We start from the raw sequence: 19406 nt of genomic DNA, 5'->3' as shown, positions 1-19406 counted from the left end.
CGGTCGCGCTCTTGCTGTCCGCTTGGACTTCGCCTCAGGCCCAACCCTTGGAGAAATTCACCGTCGCCGGCTGGAGCCAGCCGATCAGCGAGATCACCAACCTGCTCGCCGAGCCGGACAAGGGCTTCTTCAAGGCCAAGGGCATCGCGCTCGACTATGTGCCCGGCAATGGCGGCGGAGCGGCGATCCAGAACATGCTGACGGGCCAGGCCGACATCGCCTTCACCGACCCCGCCTCGCTCTATCTCGCGCTCGACAAGGGCGAGAAGCTGGTCGCGATCTACAACATCTATCCGCAGAACGTCTTCAACGTGGTTGCGCCGAAGGCGAGCGGCATCCGCTCGGCAGCCGATCTCAAGGGCAAGCGCATCGGCGTCTACAGCCTCGCCAGCGGCACCTATCAGAACCTCCTCGTACTGCTGCATCAGGTCGGGCTCGGCGAGAAGGACGTGACAGTCCAGGTCGCCGGCTTGCTCAACTTCGCGCCGCTGATGCAGGGGCAGCTCGACGCCACCGCCGCGACTGATACCGGTCTGCTCGTCGCCCGCGCCAAGGGGCTGGGCGAGGTCGACGTGATCGAGGTCCGCGACCAGCTCAACCTGCCGAGCGATCTCTTTGTCGTGACGCAGGCGACCTATGAAGCGAAGAAGCCGCTACTGAAGCGATTCCTCGCCGCCTATCGCGACTCGGCCGCCTGGATGATCGCCAAGCCCGAGGAGGCTGCCCGCCTCGCCCTCACCCGCGCCATCAACGGCCGAGATGAGGCGGTCAATCTCGAGATCATCAAGCTGCGCAACCTCTCCAGCGTCTCCCCGACGACCGAGCGCGAAGGCCTCGGCCGCTTCGATCTCGAAGCCCTGCAAAAGGGCGCCGACACCTTCCGCAGCCTCGGGCTGATCGCCCGCCCGCTCGACATGAAGGAGATCGTGAAGAGCGATCTCATCCCGCAGAAGGACGGCATGCCGTGAAATTCCGCGACCGCGCCATCCTCGTCACCGGCGCCAGCCGCGGCATCGGGGCCGCGATCGCGAAGGCCTTCGCCGCCGAGGGCGGCATCGTCATCGTCAACTACCTCCGCAACGATGAAGCCGCCGCAGCCGTCGCAGCGGAATGCCGCGCGCTCGGCGGCGAGGCGCTCGCCATCGCGGCCGACGTGACCTCTCCCGAGGCGGTCGCGGCAATGGCCGAACGCATCTCGGAGGAGGTCGGCCGGCTCGATGTCGTCGTCAACAATGCCTTTGCACCTTATCGCTTCGACCCCGACAATCGCGCCCGCTTCTGGGAGACGCCCTGGGAGGCATACGGCCAGCAATTCGACGGCGCGGTGAAGGCCGCCTACACGGTCTGCCGGGCGATGCTGCCCTTGCTCCAGCGCCGCAGCGGCGCCAGCATCGTCAACATCGCGAGCGACCTCGTGGCGCGCCCGAGCATCCCCTATCACGACTACACCACCGCCAAGGCCGCGCTGATCGGCTTCAGCCGCAATCTGGCTGTTGATCTCGGCCCGCTCGGCATCCGGGTGAACTGCGTCGCTCCCGGTCTGGTCTACCCAACCGATGCGAGCGCTTCGACCAAGGAAGAGGTCCGCGAAATTCTGATAGCGCAGACGCCGCTGCGCCGCATCGCGACGCCGGCGGATGTGGCGGGCCCCGTGCTCTTCCTCGCCAGCGACTGGAGCGGCTTCGTCACCGGCCAGACGCTGCATGTCGATGGCGGGCTGGTGATGAGCTGATTCGCAGCGCCGCTAGCTGGGAACCACACCGTCATTCCGAGGCTTCGCGTCAGCGAAGAGCCCGGAACCCCCATGACCACGACATCGCGGGGGGAATCGAAGCGGCAGCCGCCACCCTTGTCCAGCCGCGACGGTGTTCATGGGTTCCGGGCTCATGCCTGCGGCATGCCCCGGAATGACGGCCTCGTTCAAGGCGATCCCGGCGCCGACGCTGCCGGCGGCGTGCCATGCGTATGGAAGCTCTCGATCGTCTTGAGCCCCCAGGCCTGGCCCTTCTTCCGTTCGGTCTCGGTCCAGGTCACGGTCTGCCAGTCCGGATCAAGGATCAGGCGCGCGCCGGCATTGGCGATCTCGACGCGGTTGCCGGCGGGCTCGTAGACATAGAGGAAGAAGGTCTGCTGCACCGCATGCTTGTGCGGGCCGGTCTCGATGAAGACGCCGTTCTCCAGGAAGAGATCGGCCGCCTCCAGGATGTGCTCGCGCTGGTCCACCGCATAGGTGACATGGTGGAAGCGCCCCTGCGCCGGCGTGTGGTCGCGCGTATAGGCGATGTCGTAGCTCTTGTTGTTGACGGTGAACCAGCAGCCGCCGACCTCGCCCGAATCCAGCACGATCTGCTCGGTGACGCGGCTGCCCAGCGCCTTCGGCATGAAGTCGCGGATCACCGCGACATCCTGCGCGAGCAGGTTGAGATGGTCGAGCCGGCGCACCGCGCAACCGCGGCCATGGTTGCGCTGCGCCTGGTTCTTCAGCGCCGGCCGCTCCGCTTCGGGAGCGACATACTTGTTCGTCTCGAAATAGATCTCGAAGACGTGGTTGTCGGGATCGCGGAAGCGATAGGCGCGGCCATGGCCGAGATCGCCCTCGCTCCAGCCGATGCCGGCCCCCATCGCCTCGATCGCGGCGACGCGGCGCAGGAGCGCTGCCTCGCTCGAGGCGCGGTAACCGATATGACCGACCCCGGTGTTATTTGAAGCGGTGAGCTTCAGCGTGTGGAACTCGTAATCGTCCCAGGCGCGCAGATAGACGGAATCGCCCTCCCGCCCACTCTCCGTCAATCCGAAGATGTTGACGAAGAAATCGAGGCTGGCCTCGGGCTTGTTGGTGAAGAGCTCGACATGGCCGAGATGAGCGACGTCGAAACAGGGCTCGCTGCTCATCCCCAGACTTCCCTGGCGGTTTCGAGGATGCGCGAGAGCTTGGCCCATTGCTCGTCCTCGGCCAGCACATTGCCTTCCTCGGTCGAGGCGAAGCCGCATTGCGGCGACAGGCAGAGCTGTTCCAGCGGGGCGAAATTCGCGGCTTCCTCGATGCGGCGCTTGAGATTGTCCTTGCTCTCGACCGAACCGAACTTTGAGGTCACGAGGCCGAGCACGACCTGCTTGTCGCCCTTGGGCAGGAAGCGCAGCGGCTCGAAGCCGCCGGAGCGGTCGTCGTCCCATTCCATGAAATAGCCGTCGACATCGATCTGGTTGAAGACGAGATCGGCCACCGGCTCGTAGCCGCCCGAGGCGATGAAGGTCGATTTGAAATTGCCGCGGCAGGTATGGGTGGTGATCTGCATGTCGGCAGGCTTGGCCTTCAGTGCGGCGTTAAGCACGTCGCGATAGATGAAGATGAGCTTGTCCGGGTCGTCGCCGCGCTCTGCCAGCATCTTGCGCTGCTCGGGATCGCAGAAATAGGACAGGCTGGTGTCGTCGAGCTGCAGATAGCGGCAGCCGGCATCGTAGAAGGCCTTGATCGCCTTGGCGTAGGCCTTGCCCAGATCGTCGTAGTAATCCTCCATCTTGAGATAGGCGCTCGGGTCGACCGCTTTCCGTCCGCCGCGGTAGTGCAGCATCGACGGGCTCGGAATGGTCATCTTCGGCACGCGGCTGGTGACCGACGCCAGGAACTTGAAATGCTGGAGATGCGGATGGTCGGCCGGGAAATCCAGCTTGCCGGTCACGCGGATGCCATGCCCCTTGGTGGCGACGCCCTTGAACTGAATCCCTGCGTCGGTCTCGTAGGTCGTGACGCCGTCCAAGCCGTCGAGGAAGTCGAAATGCCAGAAGGCGCGGCGATACTCGCCGTCGGTCACCGCCTGCAGGCCGATCTCCTCCTGCTTCTTGACGAGCTTCCTGATCTCCTCGTCCTCGATCGTGGTGAGCTCCGGATGGCTCATCTCGCCGGCGGCGACCTTGGCGCGGGCTTCCTTGACGGGCGCGCTACGCAGCAGGCTGCCCACCATATCGCCCCGGAACGGCGGCTTCTGTCTCTGGGTCATGTCTTGTCCTCCCGGTTCTTGATGGTCAGGCCGCGGCGGCGAGGCCGAGGTGATGTTCGAGCCGCTGCGGCTCGGCGATGAGCGTAGCACTGCGTTCCGCCAGGACCACGCGGCCGCGTTCGAGGACGATGGCGTCGTCCGTCAACTCGAGGATCTTGCGCGCATGTTGCTCGATCACGATGGCGGAGAGCCCTTCGTCGCGGAACAGCGCCTTCAACGCCCGCAGCAGTTCCTCGACGATGATCGGCGCCAGCCCCTCGGTCGGCTCGTCGAGCAGCAATAGCTTAGGGTTGAGCATCAGCGCCCGGCCGATCGCCAGCATCTGCTGCTCGCCGCCGGAAAGCTGGTTGCCGAGATTGGCTTTGCGCTCGGCGAGGCGTGGAAACATCCGGAAGACGCGGGCGGTATCCCATGGCCCCGGACGCGCGACGGCGGTCAGGTTTTCCAGCACGGTCAGCGACTTGAAGATGTTGCGCTCCTGCGGCACCCAGCCGATGCCGGCCTGCGCTCGCTGTTCGGGCGAGACGCTGGTGAGATCACGCCCGGCGAGCACGATCCGCCCGCCACGCCGGCGCGTGACGCCGATGATGCTGTTGACCAGCGTCGTCTTGCCGACGCCGTTGCGGCCGAGCAGCGCAAGCGAATGCCCCTCCGCCAGCGTGAGGTCGATGTCGAACAGCACCTGCGCCTCGCCATAACCGGCGCACAGCTTCTCGATCTGCAGGAGTTCAGACATGGGCGCCCTCGCCGAGATAGGCGGCACGCACGGCCGGATCATGCGCCATCTCGTCCGGAGTTCCCTCCGCCAGAACCCGGCCATTGACCAGCACGGTGATCCGCGTCGCGAAGCGGAAGACGAGGTCCATGTCGTGCTCGATCAGCAGCACGGAGACGTCGTCGGGCAATTCGGCGACCGTCTGCATCAATTCGCGGCGCTCGGCTTCCGGCACGCCGGCCGCCGGCTCGTCGAGCAGCAGAACCGACGGCCTCGCGGCAAAGGAGGCGGCGATCTCGATCTGGCGCTGCTTGCCATAGGGCAGCGTCGCGATGCGGCTATCCATGATGTCGTCGAGCCTGAAGCGGGTCAGGATCTCGGCGGTCTCAGCCACGAGATCGGGATCGCGATCCAGCGCGCGGAAAGGATGCGTGCCCCGGCCGAGCCGCTCGGAGGTGACCAGCGCGATCATCTCCAGCGGCGTCATCGTAGCGAAGAGCTGGTTGATCTGGAAGGTGCGGGCGAGCCCGCGCTTCACCCGCGCCTCGCGCGGCAGCTTCGTGATGTCCTCGCCCATCAGTTCGACACGGCCCGATGTCGGCCGCAGCACGCCGGTGAGCTGGTTGACGAAGGTGGTCTTGCCGGCGCCGTTCGGCCCGATCAGCGCGTGGCGCGCGCCGCGCTCGAGAGTGAAGTCGACATGATCCGTGGCGGTGATGCCGCCGAAGCTCTTGTAGAGGTCGAAAGTCTGGAGCGCGATCGTCATTGCGCCCCTCCCCGCCCGAACCGGGCGAAGCGTCCGGCGATCTTCTTGATCGCCCCATGGATCATCTCGCGCCCGCCGAGCACGAACAGCACCAGGAAGAGCCCGATCCAGAACATCCAGTATTGCGGGGTGAAGCTCGCGATCACGTCCTGCAGCAGCTTGAAGGCGATCGCGCCGACCAGCCCGCCATAGAGATAGCCGGCGCCACCGATGATCAGCACGAGCATCAGATCGGCCGAGCGGTGGAAGTCGAGCACGTCGAGCGAGACGAACTGCGTGGTCTGGGCGAGCAGCGCGCCCGCCGCCCCGGCATAGGCCGCCGCGAGCGCGTAGGCCGCGGCGAGGCGCCGGCCGTTCGGCACGCCCGAGGCCGAGGCGCGCAGCGGGTTGTCCCGCACCGCGCGCAGGCTCAAGCCGAAGGGCGAATGCATCACCCGCCGCGCGATCAGGAACAGCAGGAAAAGCACCGAGAGCGAATAGAGATACGCCGTGCGGCCGAAGATATCGAAGCCGAACAGCCCGAGCACCGGCGCCATCATGATGCCCTGCAGGCCGTCCGCGCCGCCGGTCAGAGAGCCGAAGGAGTTCCCCAGCTCGTAGAGGATGAGCGCGACGCCGAGCGTGATCATCAGCCGGGTGAGATCGGTGCCGCGCAGCACGAGCGGGCTGGTGACGAGGCCGAGCAGCCCCGCCGCACCCATGCCGACGGCAAGCCCGGCCAGCGGATCGGCTGTGACGTATTTGGCAGTGAGCCCTGCCGCATAGGCGCCCATGCCGAGGAAGGCCGCGTGCCCCAGGGAAACGATGCCGGCATAGCCGAGGATCAGGTCCAGCGAGAGGGCGAACAGCGCGAGGATCGCGATCTCGTTGAGCAGCAGCAGATTGCGCGGGAACAGCAGGAAAGCCGCGAAGGCCAGCACCCAGAAGGCGATCTCCGCCGGATGCCAGCGCCGCGAGGCGTACAGAGCCTGCCGGACGCGCGTCTCGAACGTGCCGGCGCTCATGCCCGCGCCCTCGCGAAGAGCCCGTGCGGCCGGGTGATCAGCAGCACCACCATCAGCGCGTAGATGATGAAGGCGCCGACCTGCGGCACGAGGTACTTGCCGACCACATCGGCGACGCCGAGCAGCATGGCGGCGAAGAACGGCCCGGTGATGCTCGAGGTGCCGCCGACCGTCACCACGATCAGGAAATAGATCATGAACTTCAGCGGAAAGCTGGGATCGAGCCCCATCAGCTCGATGCCAAGCGCGCCACCCAATCCGGCGAGCCCCGATCCCAGCGCAAAGGTCAGCGCGAACAGCCGGTTCACGGGAATGCCCAAGCCGCGCGCCACGCGGGCGTCATCCACCGCGGCCCGCAACCGACTGCCGAAGCGGGTGCGAGTGAAGCCCCATTGCAGCGAGAACGCCAGCAGACCGCAGACCGCGATCACGAAGAGCCGGTAGCGGCCGATGCCGATGCCGGCGATCTCGAAGCGCCCCTGCAGCCAGCCCGGCAGCCGAATGAACTGCTGGGTCGAGCCCATCAGCCAGTCGGTGCCTGCCACCGCCATGAAGACCAGCCCGATCGAGAACATCACCTGGTCGAGATGGCTTTTGGCGTACATGGGCCGGTAGATCAGCCGCTCCAGCACGATCCCGACCAGCGCCGCCGCGAGGAAGGCGAGCGGCAGGCTCGCCAGGAACGGCAGGCCGAGCCGCTGCATCGCCAGCACGGCGACATAGCCGCCGAGCATCGCGAAGGCGCCATGAGCGAGGTTGACGAAGTTCATCAACCCCATCGTCACGGACAACCCGCAACCGAGGACGAAGAGCACCATCCCATAGGCGATGCCGTCGAACAGGATGGTCAGCATGCGCTTCGATCCGGGCTGGCTGTCTGGCCCGTCACTTGCGGGCCTTCACCGGGTCCTTGACGTCCTTGATCGTCGCGAACTCGACATTGTGCAGCTCGGAGCCCACCTTCTGCGTCTTGCGGACGTAGATGTTCTGGATGATGTCGCGCGTGTCGGGGTCGATCTTGATCGGCCCGCGCGGGCTTTCCCAGGCCGCGCCCTTCATCGCCGCGATCAGCTTCTCGCCATCGGAATCGCCCTTGGTCGCCTTGAGCGCCTCCGCGATGAGCCGCATGCCGTCATAGCCGCCGACCGCCATGAAATTCGGCCGCATGCCGGGATTGGCCTTCTGGAAAGCCTCGACGAAGGCCTTGTTGGCGGGGCTGTCATGGGCGACCGAGTAGTGATGCGTGGTGATCGCGCCGACAGCGACATCGCCGATGCCTTCGAGGATGTCGTCATCGACGACGTCGCCGGGGCCGATCAGCTTGACGCCGGCCTTGTCCAGCCCGCGCTCGACGAACTGCTTCATGAACTGCGCGCCGATCCCCGAGGGCACGAAGACGAAGAGCGCATCCGGCTTGGCTTCCGAGACGCGCTGCAGGAAGGGCGCGAAATCGGGGTTGCGCAGCGGCACGCGCACGCTCTCGACCGTGCCGCCCGCCGCCTTGAACTTCGCCGCGAAGGAGGTCTCGGCGTCGATGCCCGGCCCGTAATCGGTCACGACCGTGAAGACCTTCTTGATGCCGTTGGCCGCGGCCCAGTCGGCCATCGGCTCGGAGGCCTGCGGCAGGGTGAAGGATGTCCGCACGATGAAGGGCGAGGCTTCGGTGATCGACGCGGTCGCCGCGGCCATGACGACCTCCGGCACTTTCGCCTGCGTCGCGATCTGTGCCGTCGCCATGGCGAGCGGCGTCAGCCCGAAGCCGGCGAGAACCGCGACCTTGTCGTTGACGACCAGTTCCTGCGCCAGGCGGCGCGTCGCATCGGCATTGCCGGCGTCGTCCTTGAGGATCACCTCGAGCTTTCGCCCGCCATGAACCGCGCCCTCCTTGGCGAGGAAGAGCTTCACCGCCGCGTCGATCTGCCGGCCGGTCGAGGCGAAGGGCCCGGTCATCGGCAGGATCAAGCCGATTTTCACTGCCTCCTGCGCCAGCGCCGCGCCGCCGGCCGTGGCCGCCAGCGTGAAGCCGAGAATTCCACCCAGAACTGTCCTGCGATGCGTCATGTCGTTCCTCCCGAGATGCTTGTGGTCCCCTTGGCGGGGCTTTGCTTCTGTTTATTCGTCTTCGTCGTCGCGATAGACGAGGCCAGCCTTGGCGAGGCCTTCGCGCATAGCGTACATGTCCAGCCCGAGTTCGCCAGAGGCGAGGCGCCGGCGCTTCTCCTCCTCCGCTGCCTCGCGCTTGCGGCCTGCGGCGGCCACGGCCTCGGCATCGCGGCGCGGCACCACGACCACGCCATCGTCGTCCGCGACGATCACGTCGCCGGGATGGACCAGCGCCCCCGCGCAGACCACCGGCACGTTGACCGAACCCAGCGTCGCCTTGACCGTGCCCTTGGCCGAGATCGCCCGCGACCAGACCGGAAAGCCCATCTCGGTCAGCACGCGCACGTCGCGCACGCCGGCATCGATGACGAGGCCGACACCGCCGCGCGCCTTCAGCGAGGTCGCGAGCAAATCGCCGAACATGCCGTCGGTGTTGTCGGTGGTGCAGGCGACGACGAGGACGTCGCCGGGTTGCACCTGCTCGATCGCGACATGGATCATCCAGTTGTCGCCGGGCTGGGCGAGCACCGTCACCGCCCCGCCGGCGATCTGCGCGCCTGCATAGATCGGCCGCATATAGGGCTTCATCAGCCCGCTCCGGCCCATCGCCTCATGCGTGGTCGAGACGCCGAGTTCTCCGAGATCGGCCGTTGCGGCGGCAGGCGCGCGCTTCTTCGTGCGGATGACGACGGGGGTCATGCCAGCGCCTCCAGCGCTTCCGGGAAGAGCCGCTGATAGGCCTCGCCATAGGTCATCGCCTTGCCCGAGTTCCGGCCGCCCTGCATGCCGCGATTGAGCGCGACGCGGGTGTAGTATTCCCAGAGATGCTTCTGCGCGGCGAGGATCTCGAAGGCCTTGCGCTTGGTTTCCCAGACCTCGTCGATGTTGAGGATGACGTTCGGCTTGAAATTGCACTGCTCAGGCTGGTGCGGCTCGAACAGGAAGACCGGCGGGGCGGCATAGGCGCGCTCCGAATCGGGCTTGTGGCCGGCGGCCTGCGCGATGATGCGCGCCTCCTGCGCGAAGCGGGCCGCCTCGGGATGGTCGACATTGTAGGGGTCTTCGAGCGCATGGGTCAGCACGAAGCTCGGACCCAATTCGTGGAAGATGTCGATGGCGCGGTCCAGCATCTCGGGCGTGGTCCGCAGCGGATAGTCCCCGGCATCCATGAACTCGATCTCGGCGCCCAGCATCACGGCTGCAGCTTCAGCCTCCTCGCGACGCTGCGCCTTGACGTCCTCCATCCTGACGCCGGCCTTCTTCCAGGCGAACTGGCTCTCGCCGCGCTCGCCATAGGACAGGCAGAGGATCTTCACCCGCATCCCGCGCTTCGCATGCAGCGCGACCGCGCCGCCGGCCCGCCAGACGAAATCGCCCGGATGCGCCGTGATCACCAGACCCGTCTTCTGCGTGTTGACCATCGCCAGTCAGTCCTCTCGTCTCATTTGGCCGCGTGACGGGCGCTGCCCGCATGCGCCGCCATGACGCTCGCCGGCACGAAGGCGCGGCCTTCCATCAGGATGCGCGCGGTGCGCAGCAATCCGGCCCGCTCGATCGCCGGCCGCTCCGCCGTCCCGCCAACCGTCAGCGTCACCGTGAATTCGCCCGTCGGATGCTCGACCGAGAGCGAGCGCTCACGGCCTTCAGGCATCATCACGACGGAAGCCGCGGGCGAGCCCGGCAAGGCTGCGGCGGTCGCCACCGTCACCGCCGCGAAGACGCCGATCGAGGCGTGGCATTCATGCGGGATGAAGCTGCGCGTGCAGATCGAACCGCCGGCAGCCGGCGGCGCGACGAGCGCGATCTTCGGCACGACCTTCTTCGCGACGTCGCCGAGATTCATCAGTGGCCCGGCGGCGAGCCTGATGCGCTCGATCCGCGCTTTCAGCTCTATGTCCTTGTCCAGCTGCTCGCGCGGCTCATAGCCGCTGCGCCCGACATCGGCCGCCCGCATCACGATCACCGGCATGCCGTTGTCGATCAGCGTGCACGGCACGCCCTCGATCTCATCGACGACGTTGCCGGTCGGCAGCAGCGCCCCGCAGACCGAGCCCTCGGCATCGAGGAAGCCGATATCGATCGGCGCCGAGGTGCCCGGCACGCCGTCGATACGCGCACTGCCCTCAGTGCTCGCCTCGCCATCCGGCGTGTCCATCGTCAGATCGGCGATGGTGCCGGTGTTGATCGTGCGGACGCGGATGGTCGTGCGTGCGCCGTTCGCCTTCACCAGGCCGCGCGCCAGCGCGAAGGACCCGATACCGGCAAGGATGTTGCCGCAATTCGGCGTCGTATCGACTTGCGCCGTCTCGATGCCGACCTGCGCGAACAGGAAATCGATGTCGCAGCCCGGCTCGTCAGATTTCGAAACGATCGCCACCTTGCTCGTCAGAGGATGAGCCCCGCCGAGCCCGTCGACCTGCCGCTTGTCGGGCGAGCCCATCACCGCGAGCAGGAAGACATCGCGCGCGGCCACATCGGCCGGCAGGTCGTCGCGCAGGAAATAGGCCCCCTTCGAGGTGCCGCCGCGGATCAGCATGCAGGGAACGGCGATCTGGCTCATCGCCTCACTCCGATGCCTTGATGCCGGCGCGCGTGATCACGTCGCGCCACAGCGCCAGCTCCGAAGCGATCAACTTGCCGAAGCCATCCGGCGACTCGGGCCGGGCGATCGCACCGTCGCGGGCCAGGGCAGCGGCGAAATCGGGCTGGCCGAGCAGCGCATTGATCTCGCGGTTGAGCCGATCGACGATCGCACGCGGCGTCTTGGCGGGCGCCACCACGCCGTACCACTGCACCGCCTCGAAATCCGGCAGACCGCTCTCGGCCAGCGTCGGCAACTCGGGCGCGAAGCCGACGCGCTCGCGGCTGGCGACGCCGAGCACCCTGAGCTGTCCGCCCTCGGACAGCGGCAGCACGGCCGGGCCGCCGGTCAGCGTGAACTGCACATTGCCGGCGACGAGGTCGTTCACCGAAGGCGCCGTGCCGCGATAGGGCACGTGCACGGCCTCGATACCGGCGCGATAGGTCAGATAGGCCGTTGCGATATGGGCCGCGCTGCCCTGCCCGCCCGAGCTGTAGTTCAGCTTGCCGGGATTTGCCTTGGCGTAGGCCACGAACTCACCGAGCGTCTTGGCCGGCAGCTTCGGATTGATCGCCAGGATGTTCGGCACCATCGCGACAAGCGCGACCGGCTGGAAATCCTTGACCGGCTCATAGGGCACATTGGGATATAGAGCGGGCGCGAAGGCGAGCGTCCCGATATGCCCCATCATCAGCGTATGGCCATCGGGCTCGGACTTCGCGACCTGGCCCGCCGCCGTCATGCCGCCGGCCCCCGGCCGGTTCTCGATAACGAAGCCCTTGCCCGGGATCGCGCGTTCCAGCCTGGCGGCGATCAGCCGCGCCAGCACGTCGGTGCTGCCGCCGGGGGTGAAGGGCACGACGAGGCGGATGATCTGGCTCGGCCATTCGGCCCGGGCTTGCGTCGATGCCAAGCCGGAGAGCCCGGCCGTGCCGAGGCCGGCAAGAACGGAGCGGCGATCGGGCTGCATCAGGCGCCTCCCTTGCGGCGTGCCCCGCGCTGCTGCGCATCGGCGACGGCACTGGCGAGGCCGGGCTCCAGCCCGGCAGCCGTGAGCATCTCCGCCGCTTCGCGCATCTCGGCCGCACGGCGCACACCATGGGTCGCGACGCGTTCGCGCATGTCGGATGCGAGCGCATGGAAATCGATCGAGGGGAAGGTGGCGTGCAGGCTCGCGAAGACCGGGTCCTTGACGTCCCATGCCTCGCAGGAGGCGGCGCAATCGACCATCAACGCCTCCAGCCCCTTGATGACGATGCTGCGGCAGAGCTTCATCGCCGATGCGCGGCCGAAGGCCTCGGAAACCGCCGTCAGGTTCATGCCGAGCCCGTTGAGCGCCTGGGCTGCAGCCTGCGCCTTCGGGCCCCCGGCGAGGATCGAGACCGCGATGCCGGGCTTCAGCACCGGCGCCATCACCGCCGCCTCGACATAATCGGCGCCGCTGGCTTCCACCTCCTTGGCGGCGCGCTGCTTGGTCGAAGGCGCCGCCGAATTCACATCGACGAAGATCTGGCCGGGCCTGAGCCAGCGCGCGGCCTCGACAGCCACCGCCTCCGCACGATCGGCTGTCACCGCCGAGAAGACGAAGGAGGCTTGCGCGCCGGCCTCCGCCGGTGACGCACCGCAGGTCACGCCGATCTGGCTCGCCGCATCCTCCAGCCGCCGTCCCGCCCCGCTGCCGAACAGCAGATCATAGGCGCCGATGCCGGCCGCACCGTTGGCCAGCAGGCCGCGCGAAAAGCTCTGCCCGACCTCGCCGAATCCGATGAATGCGATCGTCGCCGGTGTCGAACCAGACATCGTCGCCACTCCCTGCGCGTTTCTTCCCGCAGCAAGGGTGGAACAGGCTCATTGCTTCATCAAATGATAAGAATGCAGCGATTGATTAATTTCATTCATCTCATCGCGGCGAGACCGATCGCTTCAGCGCCTGGCTCAACAGCGAGAGAAGATCGCGCGCCGCCGGGCGCAGCGGCACGGTCTTTCGGGTGATGATGCCGAGCGTGCGCGTCACCGCCGGCGCGCGCAGCGGCACGGCGACGAGTTCGCCGTCATCGACGGCGTCGAGCGCGAACTGCGGAACGATCGCATAGCCGATGCGGGAGCGCACGAGGCTGACGGCGGTGACGACCCGCTGCACCTCGTAGCGCCAGGTCAGGCTCTCGCGCCGCGCCCCCAGCGCATCGTCGATCAGGATGCGGTTGCCGGTCTCGGCGCTGATGCGCACCAACGGCTCGCCCTGCAGCTGGGCCCAGGTCAGAGACGACGCCTGTGCCAGCGGCATGCTGCGATGGCTGACCAGCACGAAAGGCTCCTTCACGACCGGCTTAAGCTCCAGGTCCCAGCGATTCGCCGCGACGATGGTGACACCGAACTCCGCCTCGCCGGACTGGACCTTGTCGGCGATCTCCGAAGCCGAATTGTCGTGGATCCTCACCCCGATGCCGGGATGGCGCTTCGCGAAGGCTGCAATCACCGGCGGCATGCAATGGACGGCGACCGTCGGCAGGCAGCCGACGGAGACCTGCTCGTCGCCCTCGCGGACATCGACCCTGACCTCGTCGAGCGCGGATCCGAGATCCTCGAAGATGCGGCGCGCCCGCGGTAGCAGCGTCGTGCCGGCGGCGGTCAGCGAGACCTGACGCGTGGTGCGCAGGAACAGCGGCGTGCCCAGCGATTCCTCGAGCTTGCGGATGCGGTGGCTGAGGGCGGTCTGCGACAGGTTCAGATGCGACGCCGCGGCGCGGAAGCTGCCGCGCTCCGCGATGCTGATGAAGGCCTGAAGCCCGAGAACATCCACGCGCATTGGATTGTCTGGCCCCTGCATGGCGACCGCTGACGGAAAAGCGATCCCCACCGGTACCAGCAAGCTCCCGGCTTACAAACACCTCGCTTTTCTAATCGCCGAGCTGTCGGATCCAGCCGATCTGCCGGTCGATGCAGCGCTCACGCTCGTAACCGGCGACGACCGTTTCGCGCGCAGCCCGTCTCAGAGACAGCGTCGACAAGGGATGGGACAGCGCCTGCTCGATGCGCTGCGCGAGCAGGCGCTCGTTGTGAAACGGCGTCAGCAACCCGTTGACCCCGTCGCGAATCACCTCCTTCACCGGGTCGGTGTCCGATCCGACGACGAGGCAGCCGCAGGCCATCGCCTCGAGCAACGACCATGACAGCACGAAGGGAACGGTGAGATAGACATGGGCTGCCGAAACCTGGAACAGCCGGATCAGGCTCTCATAAGGCAGCCAGGGAATATGGATGACCCGATCGGCCAGGCCGGTTTCCGCGCACATCGCATCGCGCCAGCTCGACCCGTCGCTGCGTGGGCGCCCATAGCCCGAGCCATCGCCGCCGACCGCCACGAATATCAGGTCCGGATAGCGCTCGGCCAGGATCGCGGCGGCACGCATGAACTGGGGATAGCCGCGATAAGGATCGAGATCGCGCGCCACGAAGGTGACGACCGGCGCACCCGATGAGAGCACGCGGCCATCGGGAAGCGTGAAGGAAGCCTGCGCATCGGGCCGGCAGAAAGCCGTGTCGACCCCGTCATGGCAGACCGCGATGCGCTTGCGATAAGCCGCCGGATATTGCTGCCGCTGCCACTGCGTCGGAGCATAGGCCGCGTCGAGCGCATCGAGAGCGAGAAGCTGAGCAGCGTTGCGCATGCGGACGCGGTGGCGCTCCTCTGCCGGAATCGGCTCGGCCGTACCGAAATCCAGATCCGACCCGACGCTGCGATAATAATATTCGCAATAACCGATCAGCGCCGCATTCGGCAGCGCGTCGCGGGCGAACAGCATCCCGCCCCAGCCGATATGTCCGAGGACGACATCGGGCGGATCGCTGTGTTTCAGGCGTTCCATCAACCCTGCAACCGCCTCGCCCGTCCGCAGATGATATTCGGTGGCGGCGAGCGCGGCATGCCGCGTCGACGTCTCCTCCACCGAATAGACGAGCTGGCTGACGCCCGGCTGCTCCTGCGCCGGGCGTTCCGTGATCAGCGTGACCTCGTCGCCCTGGGCGACGAGGCTCGCGATCAGAGCAGCGAATTGACCAGATCCTGCGCGATGAACGAATAGGACATGCATGATGCGAGCAGGACCCCGCCATAACGGAGTGCGTCGTTCCACCACTGCTCGAGCTGGCGCAGGGTTTCATGGGTGGTGTTGAGATCGGTGTCTCTATTGCTTTCGAGGCGCTGGCCGACCTGGCTGGCTTCGTCGAGCAGGCGTAGCCGCTCGCACAGCATCTGCCCTTTCAGGGAGAGGGATATCCGCGCCTGCCGGCGATCCCGCGGCGAGGCGCCACGGTCGAGATAGCCGCTTTCGACCAGCTGCTTGAGATTGTAGGACGCATTGGACCCCCCATAATGTCCGCGGTCCAGCAGATCGCGGACCGCGATCTCGCCCTGCCCGATCGTCATCAGGACCATCACCTGTGATGGCGAGATGTCGTCGATGCCGAGCTTGGTCAGCTCGAGGCGCAGATAATCCAGAAAGCGCCGGCTGACGCGTTCGACGACCCGCGCCAGGTCGAACGGGGAAATTCTGCGGTCGGGCCCCTCGTCGAGGTCGTCCGAACCGTTGGCCTGATGGTGGCCGTTCAAGGATCTGCCTAGGAATTGCTCGCCGCCATGCAATTTGAAGTGCATCCCTTACTCCGCCTGATCGAAAATTGAACAATCCACCCGTTTTGATCCCCTTCGCTCCTTAGAGCCTATAGGCAAAGCACATGCCACATACATTGGCTAACAATTAAGATTGCATCAATCCAGATATGACCGGAAACTAATTCGAAATTCAAAGTTTTGCATAGTTTTGCCCCATTTGCTTTCTTCCGACTCAATGGACTAGCGTTCTAATCTGTCATAATCTTGACACTCGTTCCGTATCACGTTTGCCTTGCTGATAGCGGGCATGCTTGCGGCGGCCGCTGTGTCGCTTCCCCGCGCCAAATTCTCACTCCTGGAGACATGCATGAAGGCGGTGAAGCCAGCGTCCGACGTTCTGATACGGAGTCTCCAGCGGTCCTTCGTCGGCGGCCTCGGCTATGCGGCGTTCCTCAGCCTCTGCGTGAATCTGCTGCTGCTGACCGTGCCGCTCTTCATGATGCAGGTTCAGGATCGGGTGATCGTCAGCCATAGCTACGACACGCTCACGATGCTGCTCGTCATCGCGGTCGGCGCGCTCGCCCTCTATGGAACGGTCGAGTTCATCCGCTCCCTGACCTTCCAGACCATGGCGAGCATTTTTGCACGCCGGCTCAATCTGCCGGCATTGCAGGCGGCCGTGAGCTCATCGCTGGAGCAGGGCTCCGGCCAGGCGACCCAGGCGATTCGCGACCTCAACGATATCCGCTTCTTCATCGCCAGTTCCGCGATCGCGACCCCGCTGGAGGCGGCCTGGTCACCGGTCTTCCTCGCCGTCCTGTTCGCGCTCCACCCGGTCTACGGGCTGGTCGGCGTGGCCTCGCTGATCATCCTGCTCCTGCTCGGCGTGATGTCGGACATGCTGACCCGCAGGGTGCTCAAGGAGGCGAACGAGGCCGGCGTCGCCAGCATCAACGAAGTCGGCGCCAGCCTGCGCCACGCCGAGACGATCGAGGCCATGGGCATGCTGCCCGCTTTGTCCCGGCGCTGGCGCGCCCAGCAGCTGGCGATGATCGAGCAGCTCGACATGGGCACGCGCCGCGGCAAGTTCATCGCTGCGTTGACCCGTTCCTCACGCATGACGATGCAGCTGGCCGTCTATGCGACAGGCGCGGTGCTGATCATCCGCAACGAAGTCACCGCGGGCACGCTGATGGCCGCCAGCATCCTGCTCGGCAGGCTGCTCGCGCCGTTTGATTCGATGATCACGGACTGGCGGCAATGGGTCCTGGCTGCGGCCGCCTGGAAGCGCGTACGCGAACTCGTTCTCTCGCGCACCTCGCAGCGCCAGACGGTGCCGACCCCGGCCTGCCAGGGCGATCTCGTGGTCGACCGCGTCGTCTTCGCGCCGTCGGGCTCGGAGCAGACGGTGATCAAGAGCGTCTCCTTCTCGCTCGAGCCGGGCGAGGTGCTCGGCATCGTCGGCCCGTCCGGCGCCGGAAAATCGACGCTGGCGCGGCTGCTCGTCGGCGTCCTCAAGCCCAATGTCGGCGGCGTCTATCTCGACGGCCACAACACCTTCCTGTGGGAGCGCGGCTCCTTCGGCGCGATGGTCGGCTATCTCCCGCAATCGGTCTCGCTGCTGAACGGCACGATCGCCGAGAACATCGCCCGCATGCGCGAGCCCGATCCCCGCGCCATTCTGGAGGCCGCCCGCATCGCCGGGGTGCACGAGCTGATCGGCCGGCTGCCGCTCGGCTACGACACCAATGTCGCCGACAGCGATTTCAATCTCTCGGGCGGCCAGCGTCAGCGGATCGGCCTGGCGCGGGCGCTCTACGGCTCGCCGCGCCTCATCGTGCTCGACGAGCCCAACGCCAATCTCGACGCCGAGGGCGAACAGAGCCTGATCCGCGCCATCGCCGCTGCTCGCGAGAGCGGCGCGATCGTCGTGCTCATCGCCCACCGCCCCTCGGTGATGCAGGTCGTCGACAAGCTCCTCGTGCTGCGCGAAGGCCGGGTGCAGCAATTCGGCCCGCGCGCCGCCATCGCCGGCATGATCACGCCCGGTGGCCGCGTCGAGATGGAGCCCGCCGCCAATGCGCCGGTCGCACCGACCCCGATTCGCGAGGTGAAGGCATGACCGGACGTTCTCTGATCAAGCGCCCCGAGCATGCGCTCGTGGCGCAGGCGGAGCCGGAGACGGAGGACGAGCGCGTCCCGAGCCTGCGCAGCCTCGTGCTGGCAGGCGTCACGGCGATCGGCGTCGGCTTCGGCGGCTTCGGCGCCTGGGCAGTGACCGCGCAGCTCGACAATGCCGCCGTCGCGACGGGAATCGTCGCGGTCGACAGCAAGCGCAAGACCGTCAGCCATCTCGAGGGCGGCATTCTCAAGACCCTGCTGAAAGCCGAGGGCGAGCGGGTCGCCAGGGACGAGCCGCTGCTGCGGCTGGAGGATGCCCGCGCCCGCGCCGAGCTGCAGCAATTGCAGGCCAAGCGCATCGGCCTGGACGTCAAGCTCGCCCGGCTGCGGGCCGAGCAGACGGAGGCGAACGAGGTCGCCTTTCCAGAGGACATCGAGCGGATGGTGACGCCGATCGCGCGCGAGGTGCTGCGGGCCGAGCGCGGATTGTTCAAGTCGCGCGCCCAGGTCCACAACGGCAAGGTTCACATCCAGCAGCGCGTCATCGAGCAGCACCAGGCCGAGGCCGAGGCGCTGAAGGCGCAGATCGACGCGACCAACCACCAGCGCTCGCTGATCGACGACGAGGTCCGCACGGTCGGCGAGCTCTATGAGAAGCGCTACGCCAAGCGCAGCCAGCTCGTCGAGCTGCAGACCAAGCAGAGCGAGCTTTCCGGCCGGGCCGGCGAATTCGCCGCGCGCAAGGCCAAGGCCGAGCAGGCCGTGGCCGGCGCCAATCTGGAGATCCTGTCGATCAGCCTGGAACGCCAGAACGATATCGCCAAGGAGATCCAGGAAGCGCAGCTGATGCTGTCGGAAGTCACCGAGCGCATCGTCCAGGCCGAGGACGTGCTCCGCCGGCTGATCGTGACCGCGCCGCAGGAAGGCATCGTCGCGAATATCCGGATGCGGACGGCCGGCAGCGTGATCGCGGCCGGCGAGGCGATCCTCGACATCGTGCCGGAGAACGAGCCCCTGATCGTCGAGGCCAAGGTCGATCCGCGCGACATCGATGCGGTTCGCGTCGGCTCCGGCACGCGCGTTCGCCTGACCGCCTTCAACTCGCGCCTGCTGCCGCCGCTGCAGGCCAAGGTGACCTATGTCGCCCCCGACCAGCTCGTCGACGAGAAGACCGGCGTGCCCTATTTCGTGGTGCGCGCCGAGATCGATCCCGAGAGCCTGCGCGCCTACAAGGTCCCGCTCCATGCCGGGATGACCGCGGAGGTCATGATCGTCAACGGCGCACGCCGGGCGGTGGACTATCTGATCTCGCCCTTCACCGACAGCTTCAATCGTGCTTTCCGCGAGGACTGACCGGGCGCGGCGCGGCATCGACCGCGGCGGCATCTCGTACGCTCGACTTCATATTTCAATTTTGGAAGTATATTCACGCAATCATCGAAAGAATAATCTTTATAAAATAAAGGCTAAACTGTGCTGCATCGCAAAATCGTCACAATAAAAGCC

The 19406-nt window shown here is 66.5% G+C and carries 19 protein-coding genes; 4 read left to right on the top strand and 15 right to left on the bottom strand.

Annotated features, from left to right (window positions below; all coding sequences use genetic code 11):
• The first annotated feature begins 47 nt into the window (after positions 1-47).
• Positions 48-968 carry an ABC transporter substrate-binding protein gene (locus tag AC2FAN_RS15335; protein ID WP_485175158.1) on the top strand — a complete coding sequence of 307 codons (921 nt, stop codon included), beginning with the start codon at positions 48-50 and terminating at the stop codon, positions 966-968.
• The gene (locus AC2FAN_RS15330) at positions 965-1732 is read left to right on the top strand and encodes an SDR family oxidoreductase (RefSeq protein ID WP_485175156.1); all 768 of its coding nucleotides are present in this window, start codon (positions 965-967) and stop codon (positions 1730-1732) included. The genes AC2FAN_RS15335 and AC2FAN_RS15330 overlap by 4 nt, the downstream gene beginning before the upstream one ends.
• Before the next feature lie 188 nt (positions 1733-1920).
• On the opposite strand, the gene AC2FAN_RS15325 is transcribed toward AC2FAN_RS15330, so the two are convergent.
• From AC2FAN_RS15325 to AC2FAN_RS15255, 15 genes are all read right to left on the bottom strand, one after another.
• Entirely contained in the window at positions 1921-2892 is a 972-nt protein-coding gene (locus AC2FAN_RS15325; RefSeq protein WP_265050455.1) for a catechol 2,3-dioxygenase, read from the bottom strand.
• A complete protein-coding gene (locus AC2FAN_RS15320) occupies positions 2889-3998 on the bottom strand; it encodes a 5-methyltetrahydropteroyltriglutamate--homocysteine S-methyltransferase (protein WP_485175154.1) in 1110 nt (369 codons plus the stop codon). Before AC2FAN_RS15320 ends, AC2FAN_RS15325 begins: the two co-directional genes overlap by 4 nt.
• 25 nt (positions 3999-4023) lie before the next feature.
• Positions 4024-4734, bottom strand: a complete 711-nt coding sequence (locus AC2FAN_RS15315; RefSeq protein ID WP_265050457.1) for an ABC transporter ATP-binding protein — start codon at positions 4732-4734, stop codon at positions 4024-4026.
• A complete protein-coding gene (locus AC2FAN_RS15310) occupies positions 4727-5479 on the bottom strand; it encodes an ABC transporter ATP-binding protein (protein ID WP_476806143.1) in 753 nt (250 codons plus the stop codon). Before AC2FAN_RS15310 ends, AC2FAN_RS15315 begins: the two co-directional genes overlap by 8 nt.
• Positions 5476-6483: a branched-chain amino acid ABC transporter permease gene (locus AC2FAN_RS15305; protein WP_485175152.1), complete on the bottom strand. Its 1008-nt coding sequence runs from the start codon at positions 6481-6483 to the stop codon at positions 5476-5478. The genes AC2FAN_RS15310 and AC2FAN_RS15305 overlap by 4 nt, the downstream gene beginning before the upstream one ends.
• Entirely contained in the window at positions 6480-7337 is an 858-nt protein-coding gene (locus AC2FAN_RS15300) for a branched-chain amino acid ABC transporter permease (protein ID WP_265050460.1), read from the bottom strand. The genes AC2FAN_RS15305 and AC2FAN_RS15300 overlap by 4 nt, the downstream gene beginning before the upstream one ends.
• Positions 7338-7368: 31 nt before the next feature.
• Positions 7369-8544, bottom strand: a complete 1176-nt coding sequence (locus AC2FAN_RS15295) for an ABC transporter substrate-binding protein (RefSeq protein WP_485175150.1) — start codon at positions 8542-8544, stop codon at positions 7369-7371.
• Between the two features lie 51 nt (positions 8545-8595).
• A complete protein-coding gene (locus tag AC2FAN_RS15290) occupies positions 8596-9285 on the bottom strand; it encodes a 4-carboxy-4-hydroxy-2-oxoadipate aldolase/oxaloacetate decarboxylase (RefSeq protein WP_485175148.1) in 690 nt (229 codons plus the stop codon).
• Positions 9282-10007 (bottom strand): PIG-L deacetylase family protein, encoded by a 726-nt coding sequence (locus tag AC2FAN_RS15285; protein WP_485175146.1) that lies wholly within the window; start codon positions 10005-10007, stop codon positions 9282-9284. Before AC2FAN_RS15285 ends, AC2FAN_RS15290 begins: the two co-directional genes overlap by 4 nt.
• A gap of 20 nt (positions 10008-10027) precedes the next feature.
• Entirely contained in the window at positions 10028-11146 is a 1119-nt protein-coding gene (locus AC2FAN_RS15280; RefSeq protein ID WP_485175144.1) for a 4-oxalomesaconate tautomerase, read from the bottom strand.
• Between the two features lie 4 nt (positions 11147-11150).
• Positions 11151-12137, bottom strand: coding sequence for a Bug family tripartite tricarboxylate transporter substrate binding protein (locus tag AC2FAN_RS15275; protein WP_485175142.1), 987 nt, complete (start codon positions 12135-12137; stop codon positions 11151-11153).
• The gene (locus AC2FAN_RS15270) at positions 12137-12967 is read right to left on the bottom strand and encodes an NAD(P)-dependent oxidoreductase (RefSeq protein WP_485175140.1); all 831 of its coding nucleotides are present in this window, start codon (positions 12965-12967) and stop codon (positions 12137-12139) included. The genes AC2FAN_RS15275 and AC2FAN_RS15270 overlap by 1 nt, the downstream gene beginning before the upstream one ends.
• Positions 12968-13067: 100 nt before the next feature.
• Positions 13068-13973 carry a LysR substrate-binding domain-containing protein gene (locus tag AC2FAN_RS15265; protein WP_485175139.1) on the bottom strand — a complete coding sequence of 302 codons (906 nt, stop codon included), beginning with the start codon at positions 13971-13973 and terminating at the stop codon, positions 13068-13070.
• Positions 13974-14064: 91 nt separating this feature from the next.
• Complete coding sequence (locus tag AC2FAN_RS15260) at positions 14065-15258, bottom strand: glycosyltransferase (protein ID WP_485175137.1); 1194 nt, start codon at positions 15256-15258, stop codon at positions 14065-14067.
• The gene (locus AC2FAN_RS15255) at positions 15207-15821 is read right to left on the bottom strand and encodes a MarR family transcriptional regulator (RefSeq protein WP_265050469.1); all 615 of its coding nucleotides are present in this window, start codon (positions 15819-15821) and stop codon (positions 15207-15209) included. Before AC2FAN_RS15255 ends, AC2FAN_RS15260 begins: the two co-directional genes overlap by 52 nt.
• A 325-nt stretch (positions 15822-16146) precedes the next feature.
• On the opposite strand from AC2FAN_RS15255, the gene AC2FAN_RS15250 reads away from it, so the two are divergent.
• Entirely contained in the window at positions 16147-17901 is a 1755-nt protein-coding gene (locus AC2FAN_RS15250) for a type I secretion system permease/ATPase (protein WP_485175135.1), read from the top strand.
• The gene (locus AC2FAN_RS15245) at positions 17898-19253 is read left to right on the top strand and encodes an HlyD family type I secretion periplasmic adaptor subunit (RefSeq protein WP_265050471.1); all 1356 of its coding nucleotides are present in this window, start codon (positions 17898-17900) and stop codon (positions 19251-19253) included. The genes AC2FAN_RS15250 and AC2FAN_RS15245 overlap by 4 nt, the downstream gene beginning before the upstream one ends.
• The last annotated feature ends 153 nt before the right edge of the window (positions 19254-19406 follow it).

The sequence above is a fragment of the Allobosea sp. RIT-PG3_2 genome (assembly GCF_057321085.1).
Note: the sequence above shows the minus strand (reverse complement) of the source record. Positions and strands in the feature narration are given on the sequence as shown.